The organism is Bradyrhizobium sp. CCBAU 51753 (assembly GCF_015291565.1).
GTDB lineage: Bacteria > Pseudomonadota > Alphaproteobacteria > Rhizobiales > Xanthobacteraceae > Bradyrhizobium > Bradyrhizobium ivorense.
In genome coordinates this window covers 7,876,245-7,888,762 of the sequence record NZ_CP030037.1, presented here as the reverse complement: position 1 = coordinate 7,888,762, position 12,518 = coordinate 7,876,245, and the positions used below count along the sequence as shown (strand labels likewise).

Genomic DNA, 12,518 nt, shown 5'->3' with positions numbered 1-12,518 from the left:
GGATCAGAGGTGGCGCGGCCGCGCAACGTAATCGTTGAGGCCGTCGCCGAGTCGAAGCGCGAGTGCCCCTAGCGGGCCTGTCGGGTTGTAGCCCGCATTGAAGGGATAGACGGATGCACCGACGACAAACAGGTTCTCCGCATCCCAGTGTTGCAGATGAGAAGAGACGACGCTGGTGCCAGGATCGCTTCCCATGATCGTGCCACCGGTAACATGCGTGGTCTGATAGACGCGGCTATCGTACGGCCCCTTGCGGGGCCCCGTCGGCGGCGCAATGTCGGCGCCTGTTGCTTTGGCGATCTCGTCGATCTTTTTCGACAGATATACCGACATCTTGCGCTCGTTCTCGCGAACGTCGAACGTCATGCGCAAGAGCGGTTGCCCATAGGCGTCGACATAGGTCGGGTCGAGGTCGACATAATTCTCCCGATGCGGATACCAGCTGCCATGGGCAGTTATGCTGAAATTATGTGCGTACCAATCGGCGTTGGCTTTTTTCCACTCCGCGCCCCATTTCGGCGTGCCGGGCGGCACAGCCCGGCTCGTAATCGGCCGTCCGTTCGTCACGTTGGCGTAGATGTAGCCGCCTCCGAAGAAGCCAAGACCGCTGTGGTCGAAATTGTCCCCGTTGAACTCGTCGATCACGGTCTGTGACGCACCGGACGCCAGGAACGGGTTGATCCAGCGGTCCTTGAAGAAGACGCGCGTGCCGAACATCGTCTGGTGGCAGAAATTCTTGCCGACCAGCCCGTGACCAGTCTTGGGATTGTAAGGCGTCCCAATCCCCGCCATCAGCAGAAACTTGGTATTCGACATCGTGAAGGAAGAAAGTACGACGACGTCGGCTGGTTGTTCGTACTCCTCGCCGGTTACGCGATCGATGTAGCGAACGCCTCTCACGCGTTTTGCCTTACGATCATAAAGAATATCGAGAACATGCGTTTCCAGACGCAACTCGAAGCTCTCGCGCTTTCTCAGCATCGGATAGAGCAGAACTTCGGGGCTCGCCTTGGCGTTGGCTTCGCAGATGAAGCGCTCGCAATGGCCGCAGAACTGGCACTGACCAAGCTGCATACCATCGGGATTGGTGTAGGCCTCCGGCGAATTCGCCGCCGGCATGGGAAAAGGTTTGTAGCCTAGCTTCTTGGTTGCCTCGCTGAAGATCACGCCCGCTTCGGTGATAGGCAGAGGGTTTTGCGGAAACTCGTTCTGCCGTGGTGCCTCGAACGGATTTCCGCCCTCCTGCACCTTGCCACGCAGATTTCCTGCCTTGCCGGCAATGCCGAACAGCTTTTCGAACTGATCGTGATAGGGCTCCATCTCGGCATAGGTGACGCCCCAATCCTGGATCGCCATTTCAGCGGGAATAGCCTTCTTTCCATACCGGTTCTCAAGGTGGGTGCGCAAAACGGGGTCGGATTCACTCCAGCGCCAGGTCTGCCCGTTCCAGTGATTGGCCGCACCGCCCATTCCCTCGCCGGGCTTGAAGGCCTGGAGACGCCGTATCGGCAGCGCCGTTTCGCCGCCATCATGGCGAAGCGTGTAGGTCTGGACGGACCAATCCTGAAAGAGATCACCATGCACGTCCCAGCGCAGTTCGTCGCGCTGAGATGGCAGGCTTGTTGCGGCGGTATGGGTGCGGTCGATTCCCCGTTCAAGGACGACGACATCGACGCCCTTGGCCGTCAGCTGGCGAGCAGCCAGCGCCGCCGTGAATCCTCCGCCAACGAAAACGACGGTGCGATGTTTCAAGCGTGTAGCCATGATTGCTTCCCTTAGGCGAAGTCGGCGATAGATTTCGGATCGGCGGCACCCGGGAAGGGCTTGCCACGGAAATCGACCATGTCCTGGGAATGAACCGCGGGGAGACCTGGATAGCCGATCGCCTTCCAAAACACCTTGCCGACATTGCCGCCGTAAACGGGATCGGCGAAACAAGCTTGCTCAAACAGCGGATAGACGAGTTCGTTGAACCACGAGGCGAGCTGGACGCGCTCGTCCGTCACCTTGCCGTCCGCGATTTCATGGAGAAATCGGTCGGCGCCACTCTCATCTAATTCACTAAAGGCCTTGCCATTGCGTTTCCGGCAGGTCGCATCCGCGGCAGCGAGGCCCGCCTTGAAAAACTGCTCGGGTGTGAGCGGCAATTGATAGCCCAGTTCAGGCTTACCCTCTCGCCAGGGGCCGCGCATATATAGGCGCGCGCCCTTACCGAATCCGCCTGCCAGTTGTCGGTCGATGTAGGCTGCAAGCCCGCAATCGACGCCGCCGGGCGTCAGCGCATCCGCAGGGCACATCACTTTGACCATTACCTCGACGAAGCCGGCTTCATCCGGGCCGAATGACAGATAGCCGGGCACTGGCGACGGCAACTCGGCAGCGATAGTACTCGCGGAAGCATTCACGCATTGGGTGGGAGCCGGTTCGGATGCGCCCGCGATCGTCGCGGTTGTCGCGGCGGTTCCTATCAGGACACCCGGAGCAAGCGAAGCGGCGCCCGTCGCAGCGGCAACGCCGAGAAAGCCTCGACGATTCGGACGAAAGGTTTTGTCGCTTTGGTCATTGGTCATCGGGGTTGCGGTCCACTTTTTTTCGGGCGTAATCGCGTGATCATCCATGGGCGAGGTGTCCCCCTCTGTGCGGCAGAAGCGTGGGCAGCCTCATGCAGAGCTCAGTCTGCCTAACGCTCGTTCGCGGTCGGGCTAGTCGAAGCCGCTCCGCTGATCTGGGCGAGCGCCGCCACGGCGGCGGCATGCAGTGACACGGCACCAGGCACGCCGACAGCCTCGGTAATTTCATGGGGCTCCTTCTGCCCACGCGGCAAGGTAACTCGCGGCAATGGCTTCACTCACTCTTCAATCGCTGTTGAGGCGACCGCGTGTGCTCGGCCGGTCCAGCAGACCCAAAGATTGGACGCAGCCGACGAAATTAGAAATTACCTTTGGTCATGCATTCGATAGGCGGAAGTATCGTCGTCCAAAAAGCGCTGTGCGCGTCGCCGCCCGTCCGTCTTCGATCGGCCGTCGAGGAGCGCGCCGTACTCGAGGTGTCGAGCGGCGTAGGAAGACATGAAGGGGCACTTCGCGATCACCCTTTTTCCATCGCGTCGCAACGCTTCGAAAACGCCATGCGCCAGCCGCGATCCGTACCCCTGGCCGGACAGCGCTTGCGGCACCTCCGTGTGGAGCAGGGCGAGGCGGCTTTTGGGCCGTGTACCTATAAACCGGGCGGCGTGACGCGACTGGTGCCCACGTCCGCTTACTAACGACCAAGTTGGTGCGGCAGCGCAATATGTCGCGATGGGCCACAAGCCGAAGTCGCCCTCGAATCGATCACGGGGGCGATGGGCGCGTGCTTGAAATCGCAAAACTCCAAGCGACATATCAAGATTCGTAACGTCGGCAGCCATCTGCTCCGCGGTTGGCCCGCTGCAGGATGTTCACGCTGCCTGATTTGACTGTGCAGGCAGCGTGAATTGAAAAGTCGCGCCCTGAGGTTGGGCGGCGGTCGCCCACAGTCGGCCCCCATGCGCTTCAATGATGGTGCGGCAGATCGATAGACCCATCCCCAAGCCGCCGGGCTTTGTCGTGTAGAAGGTCTCAAAGATGCGATCGAGACCCGCTGAACTCAGACCTGGACCCGAATCCCGCACTACGACGAGCACGCCGTCCGGCTCGCCCTTACCAGTGGTGATTACCAACTCTCGCGCCCCATCGCGAACCGAGCTTAATGCTTCGACGGCGTTGATGATCAAGTTGAGGATCACTTGTTGCAGTCGGACTCGATCTCCTTGAATGAGCGGCAAGCCCTCCGCGAGTTGTGTCTGCACCGAAACGCCGTTCTTCGCTATTTCGCAACGGGTCAGGGCAATGCACTCAAGGATTGCTCCGTTGATCTCCAAGGCATCCTTCAGTGGGGGCGCCTTCTTGACTAGGGCACGGATCCGCCCGATGACGTCAGCGGATCGGTTGCCTGCCTTGACGGTGGCACCGAGCGCCTCCCGGGCCTCCTCCAGATTTGGCGGCTCGGCGTTTAGAAAGCGCAAGGCAACTTGGGCATTGGTAACTGTCGTCGCGATTGGCTGCATGACTTCATGGGCAATCGAAACCGAGAGCTGCCCGATTGTTGCGACTCGATTCGCATGCACGAGCTCCATCTGCATCTCGCTGTAACGCCGCTCGCTTTCGCGAATTTCCTGCTCCGCCCGCTTGCGTTCGGTTAAGTTCACTACGAAGGCCATGCCCTGGTCGTGTCGCCCGCCGAACGTCGCTGCCCCGACCAGCACCGGCACGCGCCCGCCGCTTTTCAGGAAGTACTCCTTCTCATAGGGTTGCGCGGTTCCGGTCGCCTCCAGCGCAGCTACACGTCGGTCGTCGGCATCGCGCCATTCGGTGGGCGTCAGATCCCGCCACCGCAGTCGACCAGAGACGAGATCTTCGCGGCTGTATCCGATGATGCGGAGAAAAGCCTCATTGGCATCGCTGATCCGACCGTCAAGATCCCAGACGAAGATGCCGATGATGTTGGAATCAACCAGCCGCCGTATCCTCGCCTCCCGTTCTTGGAGATCGCCGTCTGCGACATCGTGGAGAAGAACGCTCTCTTTCGTCCGCATCACGTAGTGTAGGATAGACTCCGGCAGACCTGCAGCGGTTACACTTGGTTGTCGCTGACCGACGGTCACCGTATCATCGCTGGTCGTGACTTCCGCCTCGACCCGATACTCATCATTCCGCGCAAGAATCAACAGGCCTCGCTCTGCGCCCGCGTTCGCCGTGCGCATGAGCGTATCGATCAGTTTGCCCTCAATGATCTCCCTCCCGAGATTGATCAGTGACAGTCTCCTGGTGCGGCCATCGGTCATCACGATCTCCAGTGCAAGAAAATTTGCAACCTCCGGCCTTACCTCGATCGCAATGACTGTAGGGCCGCACATCACCGCCGTCGTCTCAGTGAGCGCCGCTCGATGTCTCATTCTCCGCCAATCGGACTTCGGTTGCTACTTAGTGGGCCATCTGGATCTTCCTCGAACGGGAGAATGCGGCTGCCATCTCGGCCGCCGCAACCGAGACGCGAACGGACCACACCGCGTCGGATGACCGCCTCCGAAAGCGGGAGTCTCGCACCCTCGCTTTACCCATGCGATCAGTTTATGATTGGGACTTGGACGTTCGGTCGGTCCATAGGGGTCGTCATGCAAGTCTCTTTTTCCACGGAACATATAGCGCCGCGCGACCGCGTGAGGTGCTGGTGCGACTACTTCGCGAAGCAGGCCCATAGCATCACGCCGGGCGAGGTCCCGGATCCCGGCGCCTTTCGCGCGGAAGCGAGCGGATCGATTGCCGGCGAATTTGCGCTACTAGATATCAAATCGGAACTCGAGAGGGTCCAACGCACCGCGGCTGATGTTGCCAAGGACAAGTCCGAAGCGTTCTTCGTCCGCCGATTTCGCGTGCCGGTGATCTGGAGGGCCGCCCCACGCAGCACGCCGGTCGACCTCATTCATGAAGCCGGCGATTTCTGCATAAGCTCAACCGAATGGCAATTCGACGCGGAATCGAAAGGCCCTGCCTCGTATGACATGCTGATCATCCCGCGGACCGCGCTCTCGCCGATTATAACCGGGGGCCGACTGGAGTGTCCCTTTCGGCTGCCCGGCGCGTCGCCGCTCGGCTTGCTGCTAGGCGCAGCTATCGATGCGGCGAAGGTGCAGGCGCCGCTGCTTCCCGAGGAACTTAGTGAAGCCGTGCTGCGCAATCTCTGCGGCCTCGTGGCACTGACCTGTAACGCCTCCGACGAGTGCACCAATCGCGGACGGGATTCGCCGCACTCGGCGCGGCTCGCGGCAGTCAAGTGCTATATCGATCTGCACCTCGCCGATCCCACCCTGACGCCCGCCAGCGCCGCCGTCGCACTCGGCATGTCGGCGCGCCAGTTGCACCGGCTGTTCGAGCCGAACAATGTTAGTTTCGCCCGATACGTTTCGCGCCAGCGACTGCTCCGGTGCCGCGAAGCGATCGCCGGGGCGACGGGAACTGGCCGGTCGGTGGTCGACATCGCTTTTGGCTGGGGGTTCAACAGTATGGCAACATTTTATCGCGCGTTCGTAAGCGAGTTTGGTAGCCCGCCCACCATGCTACGCGCGGTCTCGCAAGGACGAGCGAGCGGCCTGCGCACGACAGGGCAAGAAATATCGTGAATGCTGCGCAGCAGGAACTTGTCCAGATCGCCTTCGCCAGGCTGGCGGTGAGCCAGAGGTCGCCGGAGCTCGGTTCTACGAGCGGCTATTCGCCTCCAACCCGAGTTTCCGGCCGCTATTCAAGAAGGACATTCGCATTCAGGTCGGCAGACTGATGACCATGCTCGCAACTGAGACGGCGGCCGGCGTCTGACTACGATCTCCTGCTTGGCGCTGAGTGAGACGTTTCATGGCGCTAGATGAGACGACCTCGCAGCCGCTTCTATGTGAATGATACTGCGTCCCATGGAACTGGCGGGCCTAGGAGATAAACCGTTCTGCCAGGTCATGTGAGGCTTGTACGCTTTGGGATGATGCATCCGCCATGCCGAGTGTAGCGTTGCGTATAGACCAGTGAGGGGCCCCGCAGGCGGAGAAAAACATCGTGAATACGGCGCAACGGGAACTTGTCCAGACCACCTTCGCCAGGCTGGCGGTGATGCCGGAGGTCGCCGGGGCGTTGTTCTACGAGCGGCTACTCGCCAAGAATCCGAGTTTCCGGCCGCTGTTCAACAACAACATGCGCATTCAGGGTATCAAGCTGATGAGCATGCTCGCTATGGTCGTCTACAATTTGCCCGAGCCGGGTCAGGTTTCGACTGTGTTGCGTGATCTCGCCGTCCGTCACGTCGAGTATGGCGTTAAGCTCGCCGACTACGACGCGATGCGGGAAGCGCTGCTCTGGACCCTCGAACAGGCACTTGGAGAAGATTTCACGCCCGCCGTCCGTGAGGCATGGACGGTCTGCTACAATGAACTCGCCGGCGAAATGAAGGCGGCGGCCTACGTCTGATTAGGGTCTCCCTGTCCCCATCGTAAATCCAATCCGCTGTCGGTTGATAGACAATCGGGCGATGCAGGACGTCGCGGAGTGTTTCGACTGTTGCCATCATGGCGCAATCCTACGGGTGGCTGGGGGCAGGAACCTTGGGAGCGGACGGCGACAGCCGGGTCGACGGTCCTCGATAATTTCATGGGGTCTCCTTTGCTGCTCGCGCGGCACGGCGCAACGGCTTCAATCGCTGTCGAGGCGGCCTTCTGTGCCTTGCGCGTGGCCAGGGTCATCGGGCTTTCCTTCGTCAGACGGGCTTTCCCGACAGCTCTTCCTCGAACGTCACGGCCACTGCCGCGTTTGCAGAGAGGCGAACCCTCTGCCCCTCAAGGTCGGCGACCAGCCCGAGGTCGATGAAATGCGCGTGGCCCTTGTGCTGGCCCTCGCCGCTGTCGCGCTTCGCGAGCCTGATGCGCCCGTTTACGACACCATCGACGGTGCCGACGTGGACGCCGTCCGCGCCAATCACTTCCATGTTCTGGGTGATCTTGTCCGTGGTCATTTGGTCTCTCCTTTGGTTTCTTCGATTGCGCTGGAGCTAGGCGTTCTCCGCCAAGGGGAGCCCCGCGAATTGCCAACGCGTGTGCGCCGGGAAGAAGTTGCGGTAGCTCGCGCGGAGGTGTCCCGGCGGCGTCACGCAAGCCGCCTCGCAAACCCACTGGCCCTGTCCGGCCGTCCAAACCTCGCCACCTTGTCGCGTTGTGAGCGACTTCACGGAGACGGCGAGGATCCTTGGCAAACGATCTACGATGCATACGCCGTGAGGCTGCGCGCCGCAGGCCACAGACACCACGCTCGCCGTCAGGCGGCGCTTCTCCGCGGCAACTTCCAGTGCGGACGGACGAAGTGGCAGGTGTAGCCGTTCGGGTAGCGTTCCAGGTAATCCCGGTGCTCGGGCTCCGCCTCCCAAAAATCGCCAACGGGCGAGAGCTCGGTCACGACCTTGCCCGGCCACAGCCCTGAGGCCTCGACGTCGGCGATGGTGTCCTCGGCGACGCGGCGTTGTTCCTCGCTTGTGTAGAAAATCGCCGACCTGTAGCTTGTGCCTCGGTCGTTTCCCTGCCGGTTGGGCGTCGTCGGGTCGTGGATCTGGAAGAAGAACTCCAGCAGGTCGCGGAAGCTCGTCTGACTCGGGTCGAACATGATCTCGATCGCTTCCGCGTGCGTGCCATGGTTGCTGTAGGTGGCGTTCTTGACGTCACCGCCCGAGTATCCAACCCGCGTTGAGACGACGCCGGGCAGGCGTCGCATCAGTTGCTGCATTCCCCAAAAGCAACCTCCTGCCAGGATTGCGCGTTCTGTAGTCGTTGCCATCGTCAAGCCTCCTGCTTTGCGAAGAGCTTTGCGTACTCGCCGTACCCCTCGCCCTCCAATTGGTCGCGGTGGATGAACCTCAAGGACGCTGAGTTCATGCAGTACCTCAACCCGCCCTTGTCGCGCGGCCCATCCGGGAAAACGTGGCCAAGGTGGCTGTCGCCGTGCTTGGAGCGAACCTCCGTCCGTGCCATGCCGTGCGAGTTGTCAACGTTCTCGACGACGTTTGCGGCCTCGAGGGGCCGCGTGAAACTCGGCCATCCCGTCCCGCTGTCGAACTTGTCGAAGGATGCGAAGAGCGGCTCGCCGGAAACCACCTCGACGTAGAGGCCAGGCTCCTTGTTGTCCCAGTATTCGTTGGCGAAGGGGCGCTCGGTCCCGGCGGTCTGCGTGACGCGGTACTGCTCGGGCGTCAACTTCGAAACGGCTTCGGGGTTTTTCCTATAGATCGCCATTCGCCGTACTCCTCTTTGTTCAGCATTGAGGATAGGCACCGGGTGGTCGACCGTCCAATCACCTCCGGCTATCGAAACGATGCCAAGCGGATCGACACCCGGAGGTGTTTCAATCTGGGGCCGACCAGGCGAGGCGTGGCTGTAGCATGTCGCCCCCAGTGCTCGCCTTAGGACGAGGTTTGACATGATCCGAACCAGTGGCGCGAGTTTCACAAAGCGAGTTTCACCAAGCGATGCCTCGAGGAGCTCTGCCCCACAGCATTTGAGCACCCGACAGATCTTGTATGGACAGGCAAAGTCACGCTGCTTCCGCGCAGACGATACCGAGCGCACAACGCCGTGGCGCCGCGCGGACTATCTCGCGGCACACTAGTCGGGGTCGATGTACGGGATTGGAAGCTCGTTCAAGTCGTCGTCATAGCTTGCCGCCGATCCGATGCCGACGTTATCATTCGTGCGGATGTCGGCAGTAAGGCCGAGCGTCCGCCCAACGGGACACATATTGGCAGCCTGCATCAGCTGGTCGCGCGCATCGTTGCCAAGCTCTCCTTCGAGCCTGATGGAGCGCTCGAAGGAGTCGCGGCCGCCATCGCTGCCGTGGTGGTACGACACGCCTACCTCGACGTGGGATAGCGGGATGTTCCGCCTTCGCGCCTGCAGCCGTATCGTCATCGCCGTGCACGCGGCGAGCGAAGCACTTAGCAACTCGTAGGGGTTCGCCCCCACCGCCGTGCCGCCCCTGCCGTCCGGGCCGCCGATCGAAAACACCGATGTACCGGCACGGCCGTTAAGCGTGCCAGCGCCGCTAAGGTCACCGGCCACCTCTGCCTGTGGGCGCGGAGCTCTATCGCCATTCGAATTCGTCATCATGCTTTCCGGAGCGGTATCAGTCATGGAGAGTCTCGCCGCCTTTGGCGTCTTCGTAGTACTGAGGCGCCTCGCGACGGTCGTATTTTCCGTAGTCGCGCACGATCCTGACTCTCTGGACCCTGGCCTTGTCATTCGGATCGGAAGCATCCTCGTAGGCCTGCGCTGCAGCGGCGTCCTTCCAGGATATGAGGAGAATCAGCTCGCCGGGCGCGAGTATGGCCTCGAAAATGTCCCAGGACGTGCTGTCGGCGGCCCACGGATTTAGGCCGAGCCACTCGGCGCAATCATACGGGTTGTTCGTCTGCTTCCACTCCGTGGGACGAATCGCACTGATCAGCGTGACCGTCGTTCCGTCCCCGACTTCGGTCTCGTCGAGCCTTTGCTCTGTGAGGGAGTACCCCGGCGGCACTTGACTGTCAGCAGTGATCTGGCCGACGCGCAGGTGGTAGTCAGCGAGGATTTCGTTGCGGCCCTTCTGCTGGACCTCGTGATGGCGCATGCGGGTGCGCCATCGGACGAGCGACTTCTCGTCCCGCCAGTTCGAAAGGGAAAGAATCCAACCCTCGCGGGTCAGGCTCTTGTAGCGGATGTTGTCGACGTAGCCCTCGACCTGCTCCAGCTCGGGGCGCAGCATCTGGGCGTTATCCAGGTAATCATCCCAGTTCTCTTTGTTGGGAAGGACCTCAAAAATCACTGAAAACATGTTTGTATCCCGTTTTTTGACTGTTCGACGCAATCGATCTCGATGTCGAAGTGCGCGCCGCCCTTCATGGCAGAAAAGCCGGGACATCGATCGACTTGAAAACTATCCGCGCGCTTCCCGTTTCCTTCATTGAGACGTCTCTCACAAAACGAGAGGAATCGCCTCTCAGGCGCCATAGCGCTCGGCCTTGATTGCCCTCGCTTCCAGTCCCAAGGCGAGAGCGGCGTCCGCTGCGAGGTCGACGAAGGCGTTCGACCCGCACACGAAGGCGCAGCCCGGGGAGTCAGGCAGCCGCGCCGCGACGTCGGCGATCATCCTGGCGTCGATCCGCCTGCTGAAGTCGTTGCTGCGCGTCGCTGGCTCGCGTGTCAGCGCCAAGGCGAGCGCGAAATCGGGAAGCGAGCTTTCGAGCTCCAGGAGCTCGTCCCTGAACAGCACATCACCCCAGGTCCTGGAGGAGAGCGACAGCGCGACAGGCACCGGCTCGCCGCTGACCTTCCGATGCCGGATCATGGCCATGAGCGGCACGACGCCGGACCCGGCGCCGATCAGGAGCACGGGTTTGTTGGACGGCCCCGGCCAGAGAAAGTGTCCGCCAAGCGGCCCGCGAAGGTCGATCATGTCGCCTACTTGGGCGACGTCGTGGAAGAACGGGGAGACCTCGCCGTCCGGGAGGCGCTCGATCGCCAGCTCGATCACCTTGGAATCGCTTGGGGCCGAGGCGACCGAGTAGCTGCGCATGGCAGTGTAGCCGTTGGGCGCGGTCAGCCGCACGTCAACGTGCTGTCCGGCCCTATGGTCGAACGTTTCGGAGATGCGGAGAAAGAAGCTTTTGATAGCCGGCGTTCTCGTCTCAATCTCGACAATCGCGCAGCTCCGCCATTGCGTGGTAATCGCTTTAGTCATTCGTGTATCGCTGTTCATGCCACGGATCGCCGTACATGTGGTACCCTCGCAACTCCCAGAAGCCGGCCTCGTCACGCTCCGTGAACTGAAGCCCGTTCACCCACTTCGCCGACTTCCAGAAGTAGAGATGCGGCACGAGCAGGCGCGCCGGTCCCCCGTGGTCGCGCGGCAGCGGCTGGCCTTCGTACCTGAGCGCGACCATAGCCTTCCCCATCGTGAGGTCCGCGAGTGGCAGGTTGGTGGAGTATCCGTCGTAGCAATGTGCGTGCGCAAACGGAGTGGGTGCGGTAAGGCCAGCGTCGGCGAGGATGTCGTCGACGGCCACGCCCTCCCAGGCGGTGTTGAGCTTCGACCACGAGGTCACACAGTGGATGTCGCGCGTCATCCTGATTCGAGGGAGCGCGCTGAACTCCGACCAGCTCCACGCTTTGACCGGACGAGGTCCGACCTTTAGCGTGAAAGTCCAGTCCGCGGGTTCGATCCGCGGCGTGGGGCCGGCCGTAAGCACCGGGAAATTTTCGACGAGGTGCTGTCCCGGCGGAATCCGGCCCGATGGTTCGGATCCGGATTGGGGCCCTGTGAAACCGCGAGTGACCATGGTGGATTTCCTCCCTGCCGGCGCGTCGAATCAATATTCTGGCGGTCGCGAGCGGCCGGCGCCCGGACCCGCGCGCGCAGGTCACGAACGCCGCGCGCCCGCGGTCGCCGCCCCCTACGGGAACGTCAGGCCGAAAGCGGCCGGATCGGGCTGCTCGCCTTTCCGGGGGACCAAGAATCGCTCGAGCCCACCCGGCACGAAGCTGAGCAGCAGGGTTGCCTGGTCGCCGACCACCTCGATGGTATGCGGCACACCGCGGGGAAGAGCCGCGTAGGCGCCCGGCCCCACCTCGATACGGGCATCGCCGACCCGCGCGATCAGGTTCCCCTGAACCACGTAGAGCAGTTCGTCCTCGCGCGAGTGGGTGTGCAGCGGCGGCTCCTCTCCAGCCCGCAGCGTCCACATGACAGTGCCATATTCGCCGCCGGACTGGCTGCTCTCCACTTTCATCTCGACGCTAGAGCCTCCGCTCGAGGTCACCGTCTCGCCGCCGTGGGGCGGCGTGAGAACCGGCTGTTGGACTGACATTTTGTAGTCTCCTATGTTGGACCTTTGTTCGACTTCGCAGTGGTGGCGAAAGGTTGCCGCTCACAACGTGCCGT

The 12,518-nt window shown here is 61.7% G+C and carries 14 protein-coding genes; 2 read left to right on the top strand and 12 right to left on the bottom strand.

Annotation, left to right across the window (positions count from 1 at the left end; genetic code table 11):
* Positions 1 to 3: 3 nt before the first annotated feature.
* The 4 genes from XH93_RS36055 to XH93_RS36040 all read right to left on the bottom strand — a co-directional run bounded on the left by XH93_RS36055 (position 4) and on the right by XH93_RS36040 (position 4,864).
* Positions 4 to 1,764 (bottom strand): GMC family oxidoreductase, encoded by a 1,761-nt coding sequence (locus tag XH93_RS36055; protein WP_194471126.1) that lies wholly within the window; start codon positions 1,762 to 1,764, stop codon positions 4 to 6.
* Between the two features lie 11 nt (positions 1,765 to 1,775).
* A complete protein-coding gene (locus XH93_RS36050) occupies positions 1,776 to 2,618 on the bottom strand; it encodes a gluconate 2-dehydrogenase subunit 3 family protein (protein WP_210340423.1) in 843 nt (280 codons plus the stop codon).
* A gap of 317 nt (positions 2,619 to 2,935) precedes the next feature.
* The gene (locus tag XH93_RS43185) at positions 2,936 to 3,382 is read right to left on the bottom strand and encodes a GNAT family N-acetyltransferase (protein WP_194475458.1); all 447 of its coding nucleotides are present in this window, start codon (positions 3,380 to 3,382) and stop codon (positions 2,936 to 2,938) included.
* Positions 3,383 to 3,439: 57 nt separating this feature from the next.
* Positions 3,440 to 4,864 carry a sensor histidine kinase gene (locus XH93_RS36040; RefSeq protein ID WP_246799383.1) on the bottom strand — a complete coding sequence of 475 codons (1,425 nt, stop codon included), beginning with the start codon at positions 4,862 to 4,864 and terminating at the stop codon, positions 3,440 to 3,442.
* Positions 4,865 to 5,194: 330 nt separating this feature from the next.
* On the opposite strand from XH93_RS36040, the gene XH93_RS36035 reads away from it, so the two are divergent.
* A complete protein-coding gene (locus XH93_RS36035; RefSeq protein ID WP_194471124.1) occupies positions 5,195 to 6,199 on the top strand; it encodes a helix-turn-helix domain-containing protein in 1,005 nt (334 codons plus the stop codon).
* Positions 6,200 to 6,623: 424 nt separating this feature from the next.
* Positions 6,624 to 7,031: a globin domain-containing protein gene (locus XH93_RS36030; protein WP_194471123.1), complete on the top strand. Its 408-nt coding sequence runs from the start codon at positions 6,624 to 6,626 to the stop codon at positions 7,029 to 7,031.
* A gap of 286 nt (positions 7,032 to 7,317) precedes the next feature.
* Here the strand turns inward: XH93_RS36030 and XH93_RS36025 are convergent, their stop codons facing one another.
* The 8 genes from XH93_RS36025 to XH93_RS35990 all read right to left on the bottom strand — a co-directional run bounded on the left by XH93_RS36025 (position 7,318) and on the right by XH93_RS35990 (position 12,444).
* On the bottom strand, positions 7,318 to 7,572 hold the full coding sequence (locus XH93_RS36025; RefSeq protein ID WP_194471122.1) for a DUF2171 domain-containing protein: 255 nt from the start codon (positions 7,570 to 7,572) through the stop codon (positions 7,318 to 7,320).
* Between the two features lie 299 nt (positions 7,573 to 7,871).
* Positions 7,872 to 8,384 (bottom strand): peptide-methionine (S)-S-oxide reductase MsrA, encoded by a 513-nt coding sequence (gene msrA, locus XH93_RS36020; protein ID WP_194471121.1) that lies wholly within the window; start codon positions 8,382 to 8,384, stop codon positions 7,872 to 7,874.
* A 2-nt stretch (positions 8,385 to 8,386) separates the two neighbouring features.
* Complete coding sequence (msrB, locus tag XH93_RS36015; RefSeq protein WP_194471120.1) at positions 8,387 to 8,839, bottom strand: peptide-methionine (R)-S-oxide reductase MsrB; 453 nt, start codon at positions 8,837 to 8,839, stop codon at positions 8,387 to 8,389.
* 369 nt (positions 8,840 to 9,208) lie between these two features.
* Positions 9,209 to 9,733 (bottom strand): OsmC family protein, encoded by a 525-nt coding sequence (locus XH93_RS36010; RefSeq protein WP_194471119.1) that lies wholly within the window; start codon positions 9,731 to 9,733, stop codon positions 9,209 to 9,211.
* The gene (locus tag XH93_RS36005) at positions 9,726 to 10,412 is read right to left on the bottom strand and encodes an antibiotic biosynthesis monooxygenase (protein ID WP_194471118.1); all 687 of its coding nucleotides are present in this window, start codon (positions 10,410 to 10,412) and stop codon (positions 9,726 to 9,728) included. The genes XH93_RS36010 and XH93_RS36005 overlap by 8 nt, the downstream gene beginning before the upstream one ends.
* A 165-nt stretch (positions 10,413 to 10,577) precedes the next feature.
* Positions 10,578 to 11,318: a ferredoxin reductase gene (locus XH93_RS36000; protein ID WP_194471117.1), complete on the bottom strand. Its 741-nt coding sequence runs from the start codon at positions 11,316 to 11,318 to the stop codon at positions 10,578 to 10,580.
* Positions 11,311 to 11,916 (bottom strand): sulfite oxidase-like oxidoreductase, encoded by a 606-nt coding sequence (locus XH93_RS35995; RefSeq protein WP_194471116.1) that lies wholly within the window; start codon positions 11,914 to 11,916, stop codon positions 11,311 to 11,313. Before XH93_RS35995 ends, XH93_RS36000 begins: the two co-directional genes overlap by 8 nt.
* A 114-nt stretch (positions 11,917 to 12,030) precedes the next feature.
* Positions 12,031 to 12,444: a cupin domain-containing protein gene (locus XH93_RS35990; protein ID WP_194471115.1), complete on the bottom strand. Its 414-nt coding sequence runs from the start codon at positions 12,442 to 12,444 to the stop codon at positions 12,031 to 12,033.
* Between the last annotated feature and the right edge of the window lie 74 nt (positions 12,445 to 12,518).

Bases quoted from the DNA above. Each gene is read 5' to 3' on its own strand.
- XH93_RS36055 (WP_194471126.1), bottom strand. From the start codon at position 1,764: ATGGCTACACGCTTGAAACATCGCACCGTCGTTTTCGTTGGCGGAGGA.
- XH93_RS36050 (WP_210340423.1), bottom strand. From the start codon at position 2,618: ATGGATGATCACGCGATTACGCCCGAAAAAAAGTGGACCGCAACCCCG.
- XH93_RS43185 (WP_194475458.1), bottom strand. From the start codon at position 3,382: ATGTCGCTTGGAGTTTTGCGATTTCAAGCACGCGCCCATCGCCCCCGT.
- XH93_RS36040 (WP_246799383.1), bottom strand. From the start codon at position 4,864: ATGACCGATGGCCGCACCAGGAGACTGTCACTGATCAATCTCGGGAGG.
- XH93_RS36035 (WP_194471124.1), top strand. From the start codon at position 5,195: ATGCAAGTCTCTTTTTCCACGGAACATATAGCGCCGCGCGACCGCGTG.
- XH93_RS36025 (WP_194471122.1), bottom strand. From the start codon at position 7,572: ATGACCACGGACAAGATCACCCAGAACATGGAAGTGATTGGCGCGGAC.
- msrA (WP_194471121.1), bottom strand. From the start codon at position 8,384: ATGGCAACGACTACAGAACGCGCAATCCTGGCAGGAGGTTGCTTTTGG.
- msrB (WP_194471120.1), bottom strand. From the start codon at position 8,839: ATGGCGATCTATAGGAAAAACCCCGAAGCCGTTTCGAAGTTGACGCCC.
- XH93_RS36010 (WP_194471119.1), bottom strand. From the start codon at position 9,733: ATGACTGATACCGCTCCGGAAAGCATGATGACGAATTCGAATGGCGAT.
- XH93_RS36005 (WP_194471118.1), bottom strand. From the start codon at position 10,412: ATGTTTTCAGTGATTTTTGAGGTCCTTCCCAACAAAGAGAACTGGGAT.
- XH93_RS36000 (WP_194471117.1), bottom strand. From the start codon at position 11,318: ATGACTAAAGCGATTACCACGCAATGGCGGAGCTGCGCGATTGTCGAG.
- XH93_RS35995 (WP_194471116.1), bottom strand. From the start codon at position 11,916: ATGGTCACTCGCGGTTTCACAGGGCCCCAATCCGGATCCGAACCATCG.
- XH93_RS35990 (WP_194471115.1), bottom strand. From the start codon at position 12,444: ATGTCAGTCCAACAGCCGGTTCTCACGCCGCCCCACGGCGGCGAGACG.